14 protein-coding genes are annotated in these 17,427 nt (G+C 59.4%); 8 read left to right on the forward strand and 6 right to left on the reverse strand.

Annotated features, from left to right (window positions below; translation table 11 throughout):
- The first annotated feature begins 110 nt into the window (after positions 1-110).
- The 7 genes from ACQZ6D_RS14850 to ACQZ6D_RS14880 all read left to right on the forward strand — a co-directional run bounded on the left by ACQZ6D_RS14850 (position 111) and on the right by ACQZ6D_RS14880 (position 9,045).
- On the forward strand, positions 111-1,547 hold the full coding sequence (locus ACQZ6D_RS14850) for a glutamine synthetase family protein (protein WP_013635499.1): 1,437 nt from the start codon (positions 111-113) through the stop codon (positions 1,545-1,547).
- 10 nt (positions 1,548-1,557) lie between these two features.
- Positions 1,558-2,844 (forward strand): NAD(P)/FAD-dependent oxidoreductase, encoded by a 1,287-nt coding sequence (locus ACQZ6D_RS14855; RefSeq protein ID WP_065703838.1) that lies wholly within the window; start codon positions 1,558-1,560, stop codon positions 2,842-2,844.
- Positions 2,845-2,870: 26 nt separating this feature from the next.
- Positions 2,871-3,221 (forward strand): hypothetical protein, encoded by a 351-nt coding sequence (locus tag ACQZ6D_RS14860; protein ID WP_013635497.1) that lies wholly within the window; start codon positions 2,871-2,873, stop codon positions 3,219-3,221.
- 137 nt (positions 3,222-3,358) lie between these two features.
- The gene (gene zwf, locus ACQZ6D_RS14865) at positions 3,359-4,834 is read left to right on the forward strand and encodes a glucose-6-phosphate dehydrogenase (RefSeq protein WP_003515142.1); all 1,476 of its coding nucleotides are present in this window, start codon (positions 3,359-3,361) and stop codon (positions 4,832-4,834) included.
- Positions 4,835-4,844: 10 nt separating this feature from the next.
- Positions 4,845-5,543 carry a 6-phosphogluconolactonase gene (gene pgl / locus ACQZ6D_RS14870; protein WP_003515141.1) on the forward strand — a complete coding sequence of 233 codons (699 nt, stop codon included), beginning with the start codon at positions 4,845-4,847 and terminating at the stop codon, positions 5,541-5,543.
- Between the two features lie 123 nt (positions 5,544-5,666).
- The gene (edd, locus tag ACQZ6D_RS14875; protein WP_003515140.1) at positions 5,667-7,487 is read left to right on the forward strand and encodes a phosphogluconate dehydratase; all 1,821 of its coding nucleotides are present in this window, start codon (positions 5,667-5,669) and stop codon (positions 7,485-7,487) included.
- Positions 7,488-7,680: 193 nt separating this feature from the next.
- Complete coding sequence (locus ACQZ6D_RS14880) at positions 7,681-9,045, forward strand: metallophosphoesterase (protein ID WP_448729792.1); 1,365 nt, start codon at positions 7,681-7,683, stop codon at positions 9,043-9,045.
- Between the two features lie 21 nt (positions 9,046-9,066).
- Here ACQZ6D_RS14880 and ACQZ6D_RS14885 read toward each other — a convergent pair whose 3' ends face one another.
- From ACQZ6D_RS14885 to ACQZ6D_RS14910, 6 genes are all read right to left on the reverse strand, one after another.
- The gene (locus tag ACQZ6D_RS14885) at positions 9,067-9,423 is read right to left on the reverse strand and encodes a hypothetical protein (RefSeq protein WP_034501827.1); all 357 of its coding nucleotides are present in this window, start codon (positions 9,421-9,423) and stop codon (positions 9,067-9,069) included.
- A 253-nt stretch (positions 9,424-9,676) separates the two neighbouring features.
- Positions 9,677-10,765 (reverse strand): ABC transporter ATP-binding protein, encoded by a 1,089-nt coding sequence (locus tag ACQZ6D_RS14890; protein ID WP_065703834.1) that lies wholly within the window; start codon positions 10,763-10,765, stop codon positions 9,677-9,679.
- Positions 10,766-10,786: 21 nt separating this feature from the next.
- Positions 10,787-12,442 (reverse strand): beta-galactosidase BglA, encoded by a 1,656-nt coding sequence (gene bglA, locus ACQZ6D_RS14895; protein ID WP_065703832.1) that lies wholly within the window; start codon positions 12,440-12,442, stop codon positions 10,787-10,789.
- A 36-nt stretch (positions 12,443-12,478) separates the two neighbouring features.
- The gene (locus ACQZ6D_RS14900; protein WP_065703830.1) at positions 12,479-13,639 is read right to left on the reverse strand and encodes a carbohydrate ABC transporter permease; all 1,161 of its coding nucleotides are present in this window, start codon (positions 13,637-13,639) and stop codon (positions 12,479-12,481) included.
- A 1-nt stretch (position 13,640) separates the two neighbouring features.
- The gene (locus ACQZ6D_RS14905) at positions 13,641-14,654 is read right to left on the reverse strand and encodes a carbohydrate ABC transporter permease (RefSeq protein WP_003515131.1); all 1,014 of its coding nucleotides are present in this window, start codon (positions 14,652-14,654) and stop codon (positions 13,641-13,643) included.
- A 105-nt stretch (positions 14,655-14,759) separates the two neighbouring features.
- On the reverse strand, positions 14,760-16,121 hold the full coding sequence (locus ACQZ6D_RS14910; RefSeq protein WP_019564294.1) for an ABC transporter substrate-binding protein: 1,362 nt from the start codon (positions 16,119-16,121) through the stop codon (positions 14,760-14,762).
- Between the two features lie 275 nt (positions 16,122-16,396).
- Here ACQZ6D_RS14910 and ACQZ6D_RS14915 point away from each other — a divergent pair, with 275 nt between their 5' ends.
- The gene (locus tag ACQZ6D_RS14915) at positions 16,397-17,422 is read left to right on the forward strand and encodes a LacI family DNA-binding transcriptional regulator (RefSeq protein WP_013635488.1); all 1,026 of its coding nucleotides are present in this window, start codon (positions 16,397-16,399) and stop codon (positions 17,420-17,422) included.
- Positions 17,423-17,427 lie beyond the last annotated feature (5 nt).

The following is a 17,427-nucleotide window of genomic DNA, read 5'->3' on the forward strand; positions in this document are numbered from 1 at the left end:
CTCCCTTTCCTCTTTTCGAAGTGTCGCCCGTTGTCAATGGCGCTTTCCCCCTCGCCAATTGCCAAACTCCGGTTATGATGGCGCCAGTCGAAACACAGACCCGGTGATACATGCCCCCGAAGAAAACCATGCTCCGCCCGAAGAAACAGGCAACCATGGCAAAGAAACCTCCCCTCGACCTTTCCTCTACCCGTGGCGTTTCCTCCTGGCGCGAAGCCTCGCAATGGTTGAGGGCGCGCGGTATTGAGGATATTGAATGCATAACACCCGATCTTGCCGGGGTTGCGCGTGGCAAGATGATGCCGACGGCGAAATTTACGGGCGACACCTCGCTTGCCCTGCCCTCCGCCCTCTATCGCCACACGATCTCGGGCGAATATCCGGATGAGACGGCAAACTTCCGCTATGAGCCGCGCGACAGCGACCTGAAGCTTGTGCCTGATCTTTCCACGCTGTCCGTGGTGCCGTGGGAAAGCGACCCGACCGCGCAGGTGATCTGCGATGTCGTGGATGCCGAGGGTAATTTCGTTCCCTATACGCCGCGCAACGTGCTGAAAAACGTGCTTTCGCTTTACACGGAAAAAGGCTGGAAGCCGGTCGTCGCGCCGGAAATCGAATTCTACCTGGTCGCCATGAATGACGACCCTGACTATCCGCTGCATCCGCCTAAGGGCCGCTCCGGACGCTCCATCGTCGGTGGGCAGAGCTATTCCATCGCCGGCATAAACGAGTTCGACGAACTGATCGACGATATCTATCACTTCTCCGAAAAACAGGGCCTCGAGATTGATACCCTGATCCACGAGGAAGGCCCGGCACAGCTGGAAATCAACCTGCGCCATGGCGATCCGATCGAACTTGCCGACCAGGTGTTCCTGTTCAAGCGCACGATCCGTGAAGCAGCATTGAAGCATGGCATCTACGCCACCTTCATGGCCAAGCCCATGCAGGGCCAGCCGGGTTCGGCCATGCATATCCACCAGTCGGTGGTGGAGATCGACAGCGGCCGCAATATCTTCTCCAACAAGGACGGCGGCCCGTCCAAGGAGTTCTTCGCCTTCGTCGGCGGCATGCAGCGTTATGTTCCGAACGCGCTGGTGATGCTTGCTCCTTACGTGAATTCCTATCGCCGCCTGACACCTGACATGGCTTGCCCGGTCAACAATGCCTGGGGTTACGACAATCGCACGACGGCTTTCCGCGTGCCGATTTCCAGCCCGCAGGCAAGGCGTGTCGAAAACCGCCTGCCGAGTTCGGATGCCAATCCCTATCTCGCGCTCGCCGCTTCGCTTGCCTGCGGCTGGCTCGGCATCGTCAACAATATCGAGCCGACCGAACCGACCGCCGATACGGCCAATGAAGGCTCCATCGACCTGCCGCGCGGGCTGCTGGAAGCCGTGGCGCTGCTGGAAGGCGAAGAACAGTTCGAGCGGGTGTTCGGCCATGAATTCGTCGGCCTTTATGCGGGCCTGAAGCGCGGGGAATTCGAGACATTCATGCAGGTCATCAGCCCATGGGAGCGGGAATTCCTGCTTCTCAACGTGTGAGGTCTGAAGCATGACGTGGCAAAGCCCGATAGCGCCGGGGATTTCCTGGTATCAGGCAAGCGCCCAGGAGCGGCCGCAATATCCGGCGCTCGACGGGTCGAAAGCAGTGGACGTCGCGGTCGTCGGCGGTGGCTATACCGGGCTTCAGGCCGCCTTTAATCTTGCCGCCAACGGTGTCTCCGTCGCCTTGATCGAGGCGCATCGTTTCGGCGACGGCGCGTCCGGCCGCAACGGCGGGCAATTTGGCACCGGGCAGCGCTCGTTTCCCGACGAGATGGAAGACGAGATCGGCTTCGAGCAGTCCAAGGTACTGTTCGATATCGCCGAGGATGCCAAGCACTACGTCCTCAACTTCGCCCGCGATCAAGGCATCGACATGGAGTATCTGCCGGGGCAGCTCTATGTAGCGCACAAGGCTGCTTACGAAGACGATTACCGCAAAAGCGTCGATGCGATGAACAATCGCTACGGCTATCCGCATATTTCCTACATGGAGCGGGCGGACGCACGCAGACGTGTCGGCTCCAGCCATTATTTCGGCGGCACACGCGATACCGGCACCGGCCATATCCATCCGCTGAAGCTGCTGGTCGGGCTTGCGAAAGCCGCAAAAGAGGCGGGCGCCGGCATCCATGAAATGACGCCCGCCAAATCCATACGCCAGGCGGGCGGCAAGACCATCATCGAAACGCCCTCCGGCACGCTGACCGCAACGCGGGTGCTGATTGCGACCAATGCCTATATCGGCAATCTGGAACCGGTGACGGCGGCCCATATCATGCCCATCCGCTCCTTCATCGGCGCGACCGCACCGCTTGACGCTTATCCCGACATTATTCCCGGCAAGGAAGCCGTGGCCGATTCCCGTTTCGTGGTGCGCTATTTCCGCAAGACGGTCGACAACCGGCTGCTGTTCGGCGGGCGCGAGGCCTATACGGCCGATACGCCGCGCGACATTTCCAGCCATATTCGCCGGCAAATCGCGGAAATCTATCCCGAACTCGGAAATGTCGAGATCACCCATTCCTGGGGCGGCTCCGTCGGCATCACCCTGCCAAGGCGGGTGTTCGTGCGGGAAGTCATGCCAGGGGTCACCTCCATCGGCGGTTATTCCGGACACGGGGTGATGCTGTCGAACTATTGCGGCAAGCTCTATGCCGATCTCGTTCTCGGCAGACAGGATATGCTGGCGCCATTCGCGCGGTTGAAGGTTCCGTCCTTCCCCGGCGGTGCATCGCTGCGGGCACCGCTGCTTTTTCTGGCGCTCTCATGGTACGCGTTGCGAGACAGGTTTTAGGAAATCCGCCCACCTCTGGAGATCTGATGGAAAGACCTAGCGACAGGCTTGTAACGATTGCGACCGGTTACGGGATGGCGGAAACCGCCGTGACGTGTTCGTTTCTGCGCGCCTATGGCATCCACACCACCGTGCCCTCGGCCCATATCGTTTCCGTGAACTGGCATTTGACGGTCGCTTTCGGAGGCATGGAAATCCGGGTGCCGGAGTGGCAGCGGCATGAGGCAAGACTGCTGCTGGACAGTATAGATGCCTCGCACAAGGTCGATGAGCCATCACCGCGATCATGGATGGGGAAAATCGCAGCAATCGTCGTTTTTTTCTTTTTTTCCGTTCCGCCGCCGGCCAAAGGTTTGTTCAAGAACCCTGCTTTCTAGCCAGCATCACTCAATGACAATCGGTACGGGTTTTCGACCGGTGAAACCAAAATTCATAATTTCACATAACTGAGACTGGCATTTTTAAATCGATTAGATTATGGATGCCCCAACCCTTGAAGATCGAGAGTATCGATATGAGCAGTCAGATCATTCCTGTTGAAGCTTTTGATTGTGTCGTTTTCGGCGGCACAGGCGATTTGGCAGAGCGCAAGCTTTTGCCGGCCCTTTATCACCGTCAGGTCGAAGGCCAGTTTACGGAGCCGACCCGCATCATCGGCGCGTCGCGTTCGGTCATGAGCCATGAGGAATATCGCAAATTCGCGCAAGACGCGCTGAAGGAGCATCTGAAGGCGGGCGAATATGATGATGCGCAGGTTGCGCTGTTCCTCAACCGGCTTTTCTACGTTCCCGTCGACGCAAAATCCGGCAACGGATGGGACGTGTTGAAGAAGCTGCTCGATGAGGGCAAGGAGCGCATACGCGCCTTCTATCTCGCTGTTGCGCCCGGCATTTTCGGCGATATCGCCGACAAGATCCGCGAACACAAGCTTATCACCCGCTCGACCCGCATCGTCGTTGAAAAGCCGATCGGCCGCGACCTTGCCTCGGCGCAGGAACTCAACGACACCATCGGCCATGTCTTCAAGGAAGAACAGATCTTCCGCATCGACCACTATCTCGGCAAGGAGACGGTGCAGAACCTGATGGCACTGCGTTTTGCCAACGCGCTTTACGAGCCGCTTTGGAATTCCGCCCATATCGACCACGTGCAGATCACGGTCGCAGAAGCTGTCGGCCTTGAGGGTCGCGCCGGATATTACGATACGGCCGGTGCGTTGCGCGACATGGTGCAGAACCACATTTTGCAATTGCTTTGCCTCGTTGCCATGGAGCCGCCCGCTTCCATGAACGCGGAAGCCGTGCGTGACGAAAAGCTCAAGGTCCTGCGCTCGCTGAAGCCGATCAACACCAGCAATGTCGAAAAGCTGACGGTTCGCGGCCAGTACCGCGCCGGCGCTTCCGCAGGCGGCCCGGTAAAAGGTTATCTGGAGGAGCTGGAGGGCGGCGTTTCCAACACGGAAACCTTCGTCGCCATCAAGGCCGAAATCGCCAACTGGCGCTGGGCGGGCGTTCCTTTCTACATTCGCACGGGAAAACGCCTTGCGACCCGCGTTTCGGAAATCGTCGTCACGTTCAAGCAGATCCCGCATTCGATCTTCGACGATGCGGCCGGCAAGATCGAAGCCAACAAGCTGGTCATTCGCCTTCAACCGGACGAAGGCGTCAAGCAGTCGCTGCTCATCAAGGATCCCGGCCCGGGCGGCATGCGTCTGCGTCAGGTCTCGCTGGACATGAGCTTTGCCGAAGCCTTCAATGTGCGCAGCCCCGATGCCTATGAGCGGCTTTTGATGGATACCATACGCTCCAACCAGACACTGTTCATGCGCCGCGACGAAGTGGAAGCGGCATGGGACTGGGTCGATCCGATCCTCAAGAGCTGGGAAGAGCTGGGACAGGGCGTACAGGGTTATACTGCCGGAACCTGGGGTCCGAGCGGCTCGATCGCACTGATCGAGCGCGACGGCCGCACCTGGCACGACGCTGACTGAGGGCGCGGGTATGAGCGAAACAATCCATGTCTTCGACACAGCCGCTGAACTGGCGAAAACCCTGGCGGCGGATGTCGCCGCGCGTCTCGACGCGGCAACGAAAGAATACGGAACGGCAAGCATTGCCGTTTCGGGCGGTTCAACGCCCAAGCTGTTCTTCCAGGCGCTTTCCCATCATGATCTCGACTGGAGCAACATCAGCGTGACGCTGGTGGACGAACGGTTCGTGCCGCCGGAGAGCGAGCGCTCGAACCACCGGCTGGTCAGCGAGAACCTGTTGCAGGACAAGGCGAAGGCGGCCTATTTCGTGCCGCTGTTCCAGCCCGCGGCCTCGCCTGAGGATGCAGCGACGCTTGCGACCGTCAAGACCGAGGCGATCTGCGATCCTTTTGATGTCGTCGTGCTGGGCATGGGAACGGATGGGCATACGGCATCGTTCTTTCCCGGTGGCGACAATCTCTACGAAGCGCTCGACCTTGACGAACCGCGCGGCGTTTTGACCATGGCGGCGGAAACCGCGGGGGAAGAACGGTTGACGTTCAACTTCTCCAGCCTTCACGATGCAGGTTTTCTGGTGCTCCACATCGAAGGTGCAGCAAAAAAGGCGACGCTTGAAAAAGCACAGTCGGGCGAGGATGAGGACGAAATGCCGATCCGCGCCGTGCTGAACCGGGCAGAAACCGCCGTGGATATTTACTGGGCGCCATAACTGGATGCGGTTGCCGCGCAAGCGGCCCCGCGACAGCGCCCGACGACACAAGACGAAAACACGATAACCGGTCCTTCATCTCCCGGAACACCGGTTCTCGACCAACGAACAGGATGAACGCTCATGTCCGCCGATTCCCGCATTCAGGCCATTACCGCCCGCATCGTCGAACGCTCCAAGCCTTACCGCGAGACCTATCTCGAGCGGCTGCGGCTGCAGGTTTCTAAGGGGGTTCATCGCTCCACTCTCTCCTGCGGTAACCTCGCGCATGGATTTGCTGTCTGTTCCCCCGCCGACAAGGACCTCCTTGCCGGCGACCGGGTTGGTAATCTCGGCATCATCACCGCCTATAACGACATGCTGTCGGCGCACCAGCCCTACGAGACCTTTCCGGCAATCATCCGCGAGGCCGCAGCGCAAGCCGGCGGCGTGGCGCAGGTCGCGGGTGCCGTGCCTGCCATGTGCGACGGCGTAACCCAGGGGCAGCCGGGCATGGAGCTCTCGCTATTCTCCCGTGATGCCATCGCCATGGCTGCCGGCATCGGCCTGTCGCATAACATGTTCGACGCCGCCGTCTATCTCGGTGTCTGCGACAAGATCGTTCCCGGCCTCGTCATCGCAGCGCTTTCCTTCGGTCACCTGCCCTCCATCTTCATCCCCGCCGGGCCTATGACCACCGGCCTGCCGAACGACGAGAAATCCCGCATTCGCCAGCTTTATGCAGAGGGCAAGGTTGGGCGCGCCGAGCTGCTGGAGGCGGAGTCCAAATCCTATCACGGTCCCGGCACCTGCACTTTCTACGGCACGGCAAATTCCAACCAGATGCTGATGGAGATCATGGGTTTCCACATGCCCGGCTCTTCCTTCATCAATCCCGGCACGCCGCTGCGCGACGCGCTGACACGCGAGGCCGCCAAGCGGGCGCTCGCCATCACCGCGCAGGGCAACGAGTTCACGCCCGCCGGCGAAATGATCGATGAGCGCTCAATCGTCAACGGCGTCGTTGGCCTGCACGCGACGGGCGGCTCGACCAACCACACCATGCATCTGATCGCCATGGCGCGCGCAGCCGGCATCATCCTCACCTGGCAGGATATTTCCGATCTGTCGGATACCGTGCCGCTGCTTGCCCGCGTTTATCCCAACGGTCTTGCGGATGTGAACCATTTCCACGCCGCAGGCGGCATGGGCTTCCTCATCAAGCAGCTTTTGAAACAGGGCTTCGTGCATGACGATGTCCGCACCGTCTTCGGACAGGGGCTCGAAGCCTACACCGTGGATGCAAAGCTTGACGAAAACGGCGCAGTGACCCGCGAGCCCTCACCCGAGCAGAGCCACGACCCCAAGGTGCTCGCCAGCATTGAAACGCCGTTCCAGCCGACCGGCGGTCTGAAAATGCTGACCGGCAATCTCGGCAAATCGGTCATCAAGATCTCCGCCGTCAAGCCCGAACGCCATATCATCGAAGCGCCCGCGATCGTCTTTAACGACCAGCAGGAGCTTCAGGATGCCTTCAAGGACGGCAAGCTCAACCGCGATTTCATCGCTGTCGTCCGTTTCCAGGGTCCGAAGGCCAACGGCATGCCGGAACTGCACCGCCTGACACCGCCACTTGGCGTGCTGCAGGATCGCGGCTTCAAGGTGGCGCTGGTAACGGACGGACGCATGTCCGGCGCTTCCGGCAAGGTGCCGGCCGCCATCCATGTCACGCCGGAAGCTTCCGAATGCGGCCCGATCTCGCTCATCCGCGATGGCGACATCATCCGTCTCGACGCCATTTCCGGAACGCTTGAAGTGCTTGTTCCAGCCGCAGAGCTGGCAAAGCGCGAACCGGCGCGCGCCGACCTTTCCGCCAACGAATGGGGCATGGGCCGCGAACTTTTCGCCCCGTTCCGCCGTAATGTCGGCCCTGCAGACCAGGGCGCCAGCGTTCTGTTCCATTGATCGTCCGGAGGCGAAGGCCGGATTCGGCCTCGCCTCCGCACCCGCTTGGCATGACCCGCATAACCCGCGCTGAAACCGCTTTATTTCCCGTCTCTTAAAAGCCAAACTTGTCATGCGGCTGTTATGATCGCCCTATAGGGGCTTCTCAGCCAGCCGCGGGACGATCACGCATTTCAAGATGATGGGGCCAGACATGACGATTTTCTCAAGCAAACGCCGTGACGTGCTGAAGCTTATGGCTGGCACCGCCCTACTGCCGTTGATGGTGGTGGCAACGCCGGCGGAGGCGCAGGATGTGGCCCTGCGTGCAATCGTGATTTCCGACCTGCATTCGGCCTATGAGCGCATCGGGCAGCTCCTAGCAGCCATAGAAATGCGCATCGCGGCTGACAAGGCACCCCACATTATTCTTCTGAACGGCGACCTGTTCGAAACCGGCAATGCGGTGGCGACACGGTCGTCCGGCGAAATCGAGTGGACGTTCCTCTCGGCGCTCGCCAGGCTCGCGCCCACCGTCATCAATATCGGCAACCATGAACCGGATATCGATAACGACCTCGCCAATTTCGTCAGTCGTGCCCGCGCGCTCGGCATCACCGTGCTGTCCAACATCATCGACAAGCGCAGCGGCGCACCCTATGCACCGGCCAGTGCGGAGGTAAGTGTGGGCGGACGGCCGGTCGTCGTCGCGGGCCTTGCCACCAACGCGATCAATACCTATCCGAAGGCGACGCGTGAGATGCTGGATATTCCGCAGCCTGTGGAATGGGCCAAGGCGAATCTGCCGGCAATCGTCAAGCCGGAGGCGATCAACATCGTTCTCAGCCACGCCGGTGCTGTTGCCGACCGCGATATCCTGCCATTGCTGCCCGATGGCACCCTGCTGGTCGGCGGCCACGATCACCTGAACTTCGTGCATGAACAGGGTGCGACGCGCTATGTCCACACGGGCTCATGGTGCACATCCATGGCCATTGCGACGATCGAAGCTTCTGGCAAGGCGCCGACGATCGAGACCGTCGCCATTGACAGCGACGCCCCCTCCTCCCCGGCGCTCAAAGGCCTGATCGAACAGACACTCGACAAACATCTGACGGCAGAAGAGAAGGCGGTTGTCGGCAAAACGGAAAAGGCGATGACAGTTGACGAGGCCGGACGCCGTGTGGCGCAACTGATCGCCACAAAAACCGGCGCGGATGTCGGCTTCATAGGCCACACCTCCTTCGGCGCTGGTTTGCCAAAGGGTGATATCCGCCGCTACGATTTCAACGCCTCTCTGCGTTTCGACGGCAAGCTGATGGTAACGGAAGTGGATGGCGAAGCGCTTGCGCAAATCCTCAAGCGCTGCAACCAGGACGGCGACATTCCGCTTGCTGACCGCACCGGCGATTATCTCTACGCCATGCCGGAAAAACCGGTCGCGAGAGAGCGATACAAACTGGTCTGCAACGACTGGTCCGCCACCAACCAGAAATCCTATTTCGGCCGCAGCGATCTTGCCTTTGCGGAAGTGCCGGATGTGAAGCTGAAGCAGACGGTTCTGGGTGGGCTTTCCTGAAGCCGGAGATTCTCCAGCCCCTTAGAAAGACCGGATATCGAGCTTCCGGTCCTTGTGCGCCGGATGCGTGCTGAACACGAAAATGCGGTCGAGTTCCTTTTGCGTCAACATGCGCAGAAAACGGACGTGGATGGTGTTGTTGGCGTTGACGCGCAACATAACGCAACCGATCTTGGTGATGCGGGCGTCGGGAATATCCAGATAGAACTGGTTCGGAAGATTGTATTTCGTCAGCAGCGCCAGCACGGCCTCGGTCTGGGAAATGCGAATGACGTCGCAACGGCGAGCGGCCATATGCATGACGGCCTTCTCGGTATATTCGATGCGCGCCGCATTCATGGTGTCTTCCATGCGAAACCGGCCTTCGCGGTCGTACATGAAGGATTCTTCCTTGGTCAGGTAACTGTTCTTGATAACACCCGCACTGCTCTGCACGCCCTGACCTCCATGCTCTTTCAACGTCTCCAAGATTAAAACGTAGTCTTTAACAATTCATATCAGCGTCACCTTAAACAGACCGAAGACGGAACATTTTTGGCATTTTTCCACAGCGGCAAAATATCATGAAAAAACCCCGGAACGGGACGTTCCGGGGCATGTTTCCTGAAGCTCACGGCCATTGTTTCCGCAACTATCTGCGGTAGTTCTTGCCCTCGGCATCAAAGAGATGGAGCTTTGCCTGCGGTGCCGCAAAACGCAGGGTCTGACCCTTGGCGACGGATACGATGCCCGGCACCTTGACGATGATCGGCTCCTGCCCCTTGGGCGCTTCGAGATAAAGCAGGGTCACTTCACCGAGAGCCTCGACGATCGCGACTTTTCCCTCGAAAAGATAATCGTCGCCGGTGACGATGCTCAAATCCTCCGGCCGGACACCGAAGCTCGCGGCCTTGCCCTGCTCGGTTGCAGGCGTGGGAACGACGATGTTCAGCGTCTTGCCTCCGGCAAGTTCGATCGAAGTCTGCTCTCCGGTTACGGCAATTTTTGCCGCAATGATGTTCATGGCGGGCGAGCCGATGAACCGCGCCACGAAGAGGTTGGCGGGGTTTTCGTAAAGTTCCAGCGGCGGGCCGACCTGTTCCACACGACCCGCATTCAAAACGACGATACGGTCGGCCAACGTCATCGCCTCCACCTGATCGTGGGTGACGTAGATCATCGTCGTGTCTGCCATCTGCTCATTGAGCTTGGCGATCTCGATGCGGGTTGCGACGCGCAGCGCGGCATCGAGGTTCGACAGGGGTTCGTCGAACAGGAACACCTTGGGATTGCGGCAAATGGCACGGCCGATGGCGACGCGCTGGCGCTGGCCACCAGAAAGAGCCTTGGGCAAACGCTCCAGATATTGCGTCAGCTGCAGGATTTCGGCAGCGGCGCGGACGCGGCGGTCGATCTCCTGCTTGTTTTCCTTGGCGATCTTCATGCCGAAGGCCATGTTGTCGTAAACAGTCATATGCGGATAAAGCGCATAGGACTGGAACACCATGGCAATGCCGCGACGCGAGGGCGGGATTTCATTGACCAGCTGGCCGTCGATGAACATTTCGCCGCCGGTGATTTCCTCCAGACCCGCAATCATGCGCAGCAACGTCGATTTCCCGCAGCCGGACGGCCCGACGAAAACGATGAATTCGCCCTGTTCGATCTCCAGATCGATGCCGTGCAGGACTTTTACCTGCCCGTATGATTTGCGGATATCCTTGAGAACGAGACTTGTCATGGGTTGTTCCTCCCTGCTCTATCAGGCGTAACGGGCGAAGAAAGCGCCCCATGCCGGAAGTTCTACGCTTCTGCCGTCCACACCGCTTGCAAAGCCGTGGCCTTCGAGAACCTCCCAGTTCCCTTCCGGCAGCGTCGCCTTTGCTGACGTCGCGGACAGATTGAAGAGGCACAGAACGGTTTCGTTGCCGAGCGTGCGGGTGTAGCTCAGCACATCGCCCTCCACTGGCTGGAATTCGATGCCGCCCTTGGCAAAAGCGGGATGCTTTTTGCGGAAGGAAAGGAAGCGGCGGTAATGCTCCAGCACGGATGCCTCATTGCCCTGCTGGGCGCTGACGGCGCGCTGCTTGTGTTCGGCCGGAATGGGCAGCCAGGTTTTGTCCGAGGTCGAGAAGCCGGCCTGCGCATGGCCCGCATCCCACACCATCGGTGTGCGGCAACCGTCGCGGCCCTTGAATTCCGGCCAGAACTGAATGCCGTAGGGGTCCTGCAAATCCTCAAAAGCAATATCGGCTTCCGTAAGGCCCAGCTCTTCACCCTCATAGATGCAGACGGAGCCGCGCTGCGTCATCAACAACGCCGAGAGCACCTTGGCGAAAGCATCCTTATCCTCGACATGCTCGCCCCAGCGGCTGACATGGCGAACGACATCGTGGTTGGAGAAAGCCCAGCAGGCCCAGCCTTCCGGCGCCGCCCTGGCAAAATCCGCCTGCACATCGGCAACACGCTGCGGCGTGAGCGCATCCGGCGCCAGGAATTCGAAGGCGTAACACATCTGCATCTTGTCGTCGCCGGAGGTGTATTCACCGACGATTTCGAGTCCGCGCTGGCTGTCGCCCACTTCACCAACGGCGGCGATATCCGGAAACTCGTCCAGCACGGCGCGGAAGCGTTTCAGGAAGGCGATGTTTTCGGGGCGGTTCTTGTCGTAGAGATGTTCCTGGAAATTGTAGGGATTGACCGCAGGTGCCGTAGAGGCGTTGCGGCGCTCCGGCGCCAGCGCCGGGTTGTCGCGCAATTCCAGATCATGGAAATAGAAGTTGATGGTATCGAGGCGGAAACCATCGACGCCGCGCTTCAGCCAGAAGCGGGTGATATTGAGCAGTTCTTCCTGCACTTCCGGATTATGCAGGTTGAGATCCGGCTGCGAGGTCAGGAAGTTGTGCATATAATATTGCATGCGGGTGGGGTCCCACTGCCAGCCGGAGCCGCCGAAGATCGACAGCCAGTTGTTGGGCGGCGTGCCATCCGGCTTGCTGTCCGACCAGACATACCAGTCCGATTTCGGATTGTTGCGGCTGGCGCGGCTTTCCACGAACCACGGATGCTGGTCAGACGTGTGCGACATGACGAGGTCGATCATGACGCGGATGCCCAGACGATGCGCTTCTGCAATCAACCCGTCGAAATCGGCAAGCGTGCCGAACATCGGATCAACATCGACATAATTCGAGACGTCGTAACCGAAATCCTTCATTGGCGAGGTGAAGAAGGGCGAAATCCAGATTGCGTCGGCACCGAGACCGGCAATATGCGCCAACCGGTCGGTGATGCCCTTGAGATCGCCGATGCCGTCGCCATTGGAGTCCTGATAGGAGCGCGGGTAGATCTGATAGATCACGGCGCCGCGCCACCAATCCTTGTTGGGCGTCAAAGCGGAAGTCACCGGAGCGGTCATAGTCTCATCCTGTCTGGTATGGGCGTTCATGGATAATCAGCCTCCCTTGACGGAGCCTGAGAGCAGGCCACGCACGAGATAACGTTGAAGGGCAAAGAAGACGCCAAGCGGCACGACAATGGTAACGAAGGCCGAGGCGGTGAGGATTTCCCAGTTGCCGCCGCGCGAACCGAGCAGCGCGTTTAGCGCTCCGGTCAGCACCAGCTCATCCTTCTGCGTGCCGAGGAAGACCATGGCGACGAGCAGGTCGTTCCAGGTCCACAGGAACTGGAAGATGGCGAAGGAGGCGAGCGCCGGGAAGGACAGCGGCAGGATGATCTTGACGAAGATTTCGAAATCGCTCGCGCCGTCGACACGCGCACTTTCGATGATCTCTTTCGGCAGGCCGGAAATGTAGTTGCGCAACAGGTAGATGGCGAGCGGCAGACCGAAGGCGGTGTGCGCCAGCCAGATGCCGGCATAGGTCTTGGACGGAACGCCGAAGATATTGCCGATTTCGTTGTAGAGTTTCAGGAGCGGTATCAGCGACATCTGCAACGGTACGACGATCAGGCCCACCACCATCGCAATCAGAAAATTGCGGCCGGAAAAGCTCATCCATGACAGCGCATAGGCGGCAAAGGCGGCGATGAGGATCGGAATGACGGTTGCCGGCACGGCGACTGTCAGCGAGTTGACGAAGGACTGGCCGATGCCTTCCGAGGTCAGGACGGTTCGATAATTGTCGAGTGTGAAGACCGGCGGTGTCGCGACGGAAATATAGACGCGCTTGCCGCGAGAGCCCTCGAAGCTTGAGGCCTTGCTGTATTCGTAGGTGCCATCGGTGTTGACGAGCAGCGTTTCCCCGTCGCCGATATCTGCCGCTTCACCGGCTTTGAAGGCCGTCGGCTCCTGCACGCGAACGCCGAAGGCTGCAACCTTGCCCCCCTGTCCGGTTTCAAAAACATTACCTGATATGACGTAGCGGTTCCCGTCCTGCTTCTGCACGGCAGCGTCGGCAAGGCGAACCGCCGCGGTCTGCTCGGAACTGGAAAAGGCCGTCCACCAGCCCGACACGGTGATCTGGTCCTTGTCGCGCAGGGAACTTACGAGAATACCGAGTGTGGGCAGAAGCCAGAGAAGCACGACGACCAGCACGCTGGCATGGACGATGAGGCGCGGCAGGCCGACGCGGCGCAGACGTTTTACGATATCCATCTCAGCGGCCCTCCATCTCACGGTTCGCCTGGCGGATGTTCCAGACCATGATCGGGGTGACGGCCGCCATGATGACGAGCGCTATGACCGCACTTCGGCCACTGTCACCACCGCCGCGGAACATCCAGTCGAACATGAGGTTGGCGAGAACCATGGTGTTCCACTGACCGTTGGTCATGGTCAGCACGATGTCGAAAACCTTGAGAACGAGAATGGTGATCGTCGTCCAGACGACGGCGATGGTGCCCCAGATTTGCGGGACCATGATCTTCCAGAAGATCTGCCAGCCATTGGCGCCATCAATGACGGCCGCTTCGATTGTCTCTTCCGGAATGCCGCGCAGCGCTGCCGACAGGATGACCATGGCAAAGCCGGTCTGAATCCAGATGAGGATGACCATCAGGAAAAAGTTGTTCCAGAAGGGCATGGAAATCCACACCTCCGGGCTGCCGCCGAAAAACTCGACGACGGCGTTGAGGAGACCGATCTGCACCTGACCTTCGGCGCGATACTCGTAAATGAATTTCCAGATGACGGAGGCACCGACGAAGGAGATAGCCATCGGCATGAAGACGATGGATTTGGCGATGTTGCCCCACCAGATGCGGTCGGTCATGACGGCAATAACGAGGCCGAAGAAGGTGCAGGCGGCCGGCACCACGGCCAGCCAGAGGATGTTGTTGAAGATCGATTGCCTGAAGCCGGCATCGAAAAATGCCCAGCGATAATTGGCAAGACCTACGAATTCGGCGCCGGTCCGGTCATAGAACGAGAGGATGAGCGTCGCGATGACGGGATAGACCAGATAGACGAGAAGAAGGAGAAGAGCGGGGCCGATGAACAGCCAGGGCCTGACCGACGCGCGGCGGTTGAGGTTGCGGGATGCCTGCAACACGTCTCCCGAGCGGACGGGAAAGATTACCTGCAACAGTTTGTCGGATAGCCAATAATAGGCAGCGCAGGCAAAAACGCCGGCCACCATGACGCCGATGGCAGAAACGAGTTGTTGAGCCATGTTCCCTCCCTTGATCCTCTCCGCGCCGCGCTGATTTTATGCGATCGACGGCCGTTCGTTGGCAAAGGCCCGGCGGCATCACCGCCGGGCCAAGCTCTGTTGAGGTTACTTCAGGCCGTCCCAGGCCTTCTGGATATCGGCAGCGACCTGATCGGCCGACTTGCCGCCGACGAAATCGATCATGCCGGTCCAGAATGCACCCGCGCCGATCTTGCCCGGCATCAGGTCGGAACCGTCAAAGCCGAAGGTGGTTGCGGAGGTGAGGATTTCACCCTGGCGCTTCATCTGCTCATTGGCATAGGTATCGACATTCACACCCTTATACGGCGTCAGGAAGCTGGACTGTGCCATCCAGACTTCGTGGGCAATCGGGGTTTTCAGGAAGTCGACGAAAGCCTTGGCGGCGGGCGCTTCCTTGGTGATGGTGACGAGCGTGCCGGCGCCCAGAACCGGCTTGCCGAGTTCAGGTTTTGCGGCATAGGTCGGCATATAGAAGAAATCCACATCCGTTCCGACCTTGGTACCATCAGGGAAGAAGGACGGCACGAAGGAGGCTTGATGGTGGAGGTAGCACTTCGGCGGAATGTCGAAGAGACCCTTCGGGCTGTCGCGGAAGTCGGTGGAGGCCACAGCCGCAACGCCGCCGCTGACATATTTTTCGTTCTTGGCGAATTTGCCGAATTCATTGATTGCCGCAACTACGGCCGGATCGGTGAACTTCACCTCGTTCGTCGTCCATTTCTGATAGACGTCGAGCGGCTGCGTGCGCAGCATCAGGTCTTCCACCCAGTCCGTTGCCGGCCAGCCGGTCGCACCGCCGGAACCGAGGCCGATGCACCAGGGTGTGCCGCCATCGGCAACGATCTGGTCCGTCAGCTTGAACAGGTCTTCCATGCTCTCGGGCACTTTATAGCCCGCTTCCTCGAAGTTCTCAGGTACGTACCAGACGAGCGACTTCACGTCGGCCTTGAAGGGAAATGCAAAGTAAGCCTTGTTGCCGTCCTTGCCCTTGTAGCTGCCGAGATCAACCCAGGACTGGCCAGCGCCGTAATTGTCCTTGACCCAGTTTGCGGTCTCATCGCCGAGCGGAACCAGAAAACCCTTGGCGGCGAGATCAGCCAGAAGACCGGGCTGCGGCAGGATGGCGATGTTGGGCGGAGAACCCGCCTGCGTGTCGATGACGATCTGCTGTTCGTAGTTTTCCGAGGAGGAATAGCGGACGTTCACGCCGGTCGCGTCGGAGAAATAGGCCAGCACCGTCTGGAACAGCGCCTCGTCCTCACCGCGCCAGGGCCCGAAAATCGTCAGCGTCTGACCTTTCAGATCGGCATGGGCCGCCTTGAAGTCTTCGTAGCTTTTCCAGTTGAACTTGGCATCCTGACCGGGCGCGAATTTCAGATCGGCGGCAAAGGCCGAACCCGACAGCAGCACTATAGAAGCCGCCGTCGCCAAAAAGGTCTTCTGCATGTGATTTACCTCCCATCACATAAAAGGCTCAAAGCATCTCCCATAAATCAAAGCGCTTTGGCTGCCTATTCATCTCATTGTCATTGAGAAGGAGTCAAGAGGCTCTTTCGCTGGACATGCCGCATTGTCGTATGAATAGTCATACTTACTTAGAAAGGCGGCTATCGTTTTCGATTGAGAAAACCGGCAGGGACTGGTAAAAAACTAAAGCGCTTTGGGAGTTAGAGGAGAGGCTTTTGCCATTTCCGATGCGCGCGCATGGAGGAAAAACAAACATGAACCTGAAACAGTTGTCGCAACTGCTGGGGATTTCTCAGACAACCGTCAGCAGAGCGCTCAACGGATATCCCGAGGTGAGCGCAGAGACGCGCCGCCGCGTCATGGAAGCCGCCGAAAAGACCGGATATCGCCCGAATGCCGCGGCGCAACGGTTGGCGACCGGCAAGGTCGGCTCCATCGGACTGGTCATGCCGGTTGGCGAGCACCACCGCTCGGATGTGCATTTCGGCGAATTCCTGAGCGGTCTAGGCGAAGAAGCGGCTCGCAGCGGATTTCACCTCGTCATCACGCCCACTGAGCCGGAAAAGGAACGGGAAGCCCTGCGGGGGCTGGCGGCGAGCGGCAGCGTCGATGGCATCTACCTCGCCTATATGAAGAAGAACGACGCCCGCATCGCCATGATGCAATCGCTTTCCCTGCCCTTCCTCGTCCATGGCCGCTCCATCGGCGTGGAAGAGGATTATCCCTTTCTCGACGTGGACAATGAGGCCGCATTTCGCGATGCGACCCAGCTGCTGCTTCAGCTTGGCCACAAGCGGATCGGGCTTCTGAACGGGCCGGAGGGCTACGACTTCACCTTCCGCCGCTGTCTCGGGGTGGAAAAGGCGCTGACGGCAAATGGGCTGACATTGCGCCCCGAACACACAAGACACAGCAGCATGACCGACGAGGAGGGTTATCTCGGCATGGAAGCGCTGTTGTCACAGCCGGAAAGACCAACCGCCATTGTATGCGCCAGTACCGCATTGGCACTCGGCGTGATCCGCTCGCTCAACCAGCGCGGCTTGAAACCGGGCAAGGATATTTCGCTGATTGCCCATGACGATGTGTTGCCGCTGTTGAAGCCCGACAATTTCTCGGTGCCTCTCACCACCACCCGCTCATCCCTGCGGGCGGCGGGGGTGCGTGTCGGGCAGCGCCTGATCAACCGGATCAAGCTTAACCAGACCGAACCTCATCAGGAGCTCTGGAAGGCGGAACTTGTCGTCCGCGCCTCCACAGGACCGGCTCCGAAAGAGTAACTACC

The sequence above is a fragment of the Agrobacterium sp. 22-3639C2 genome (assembly GCF_053522105.1).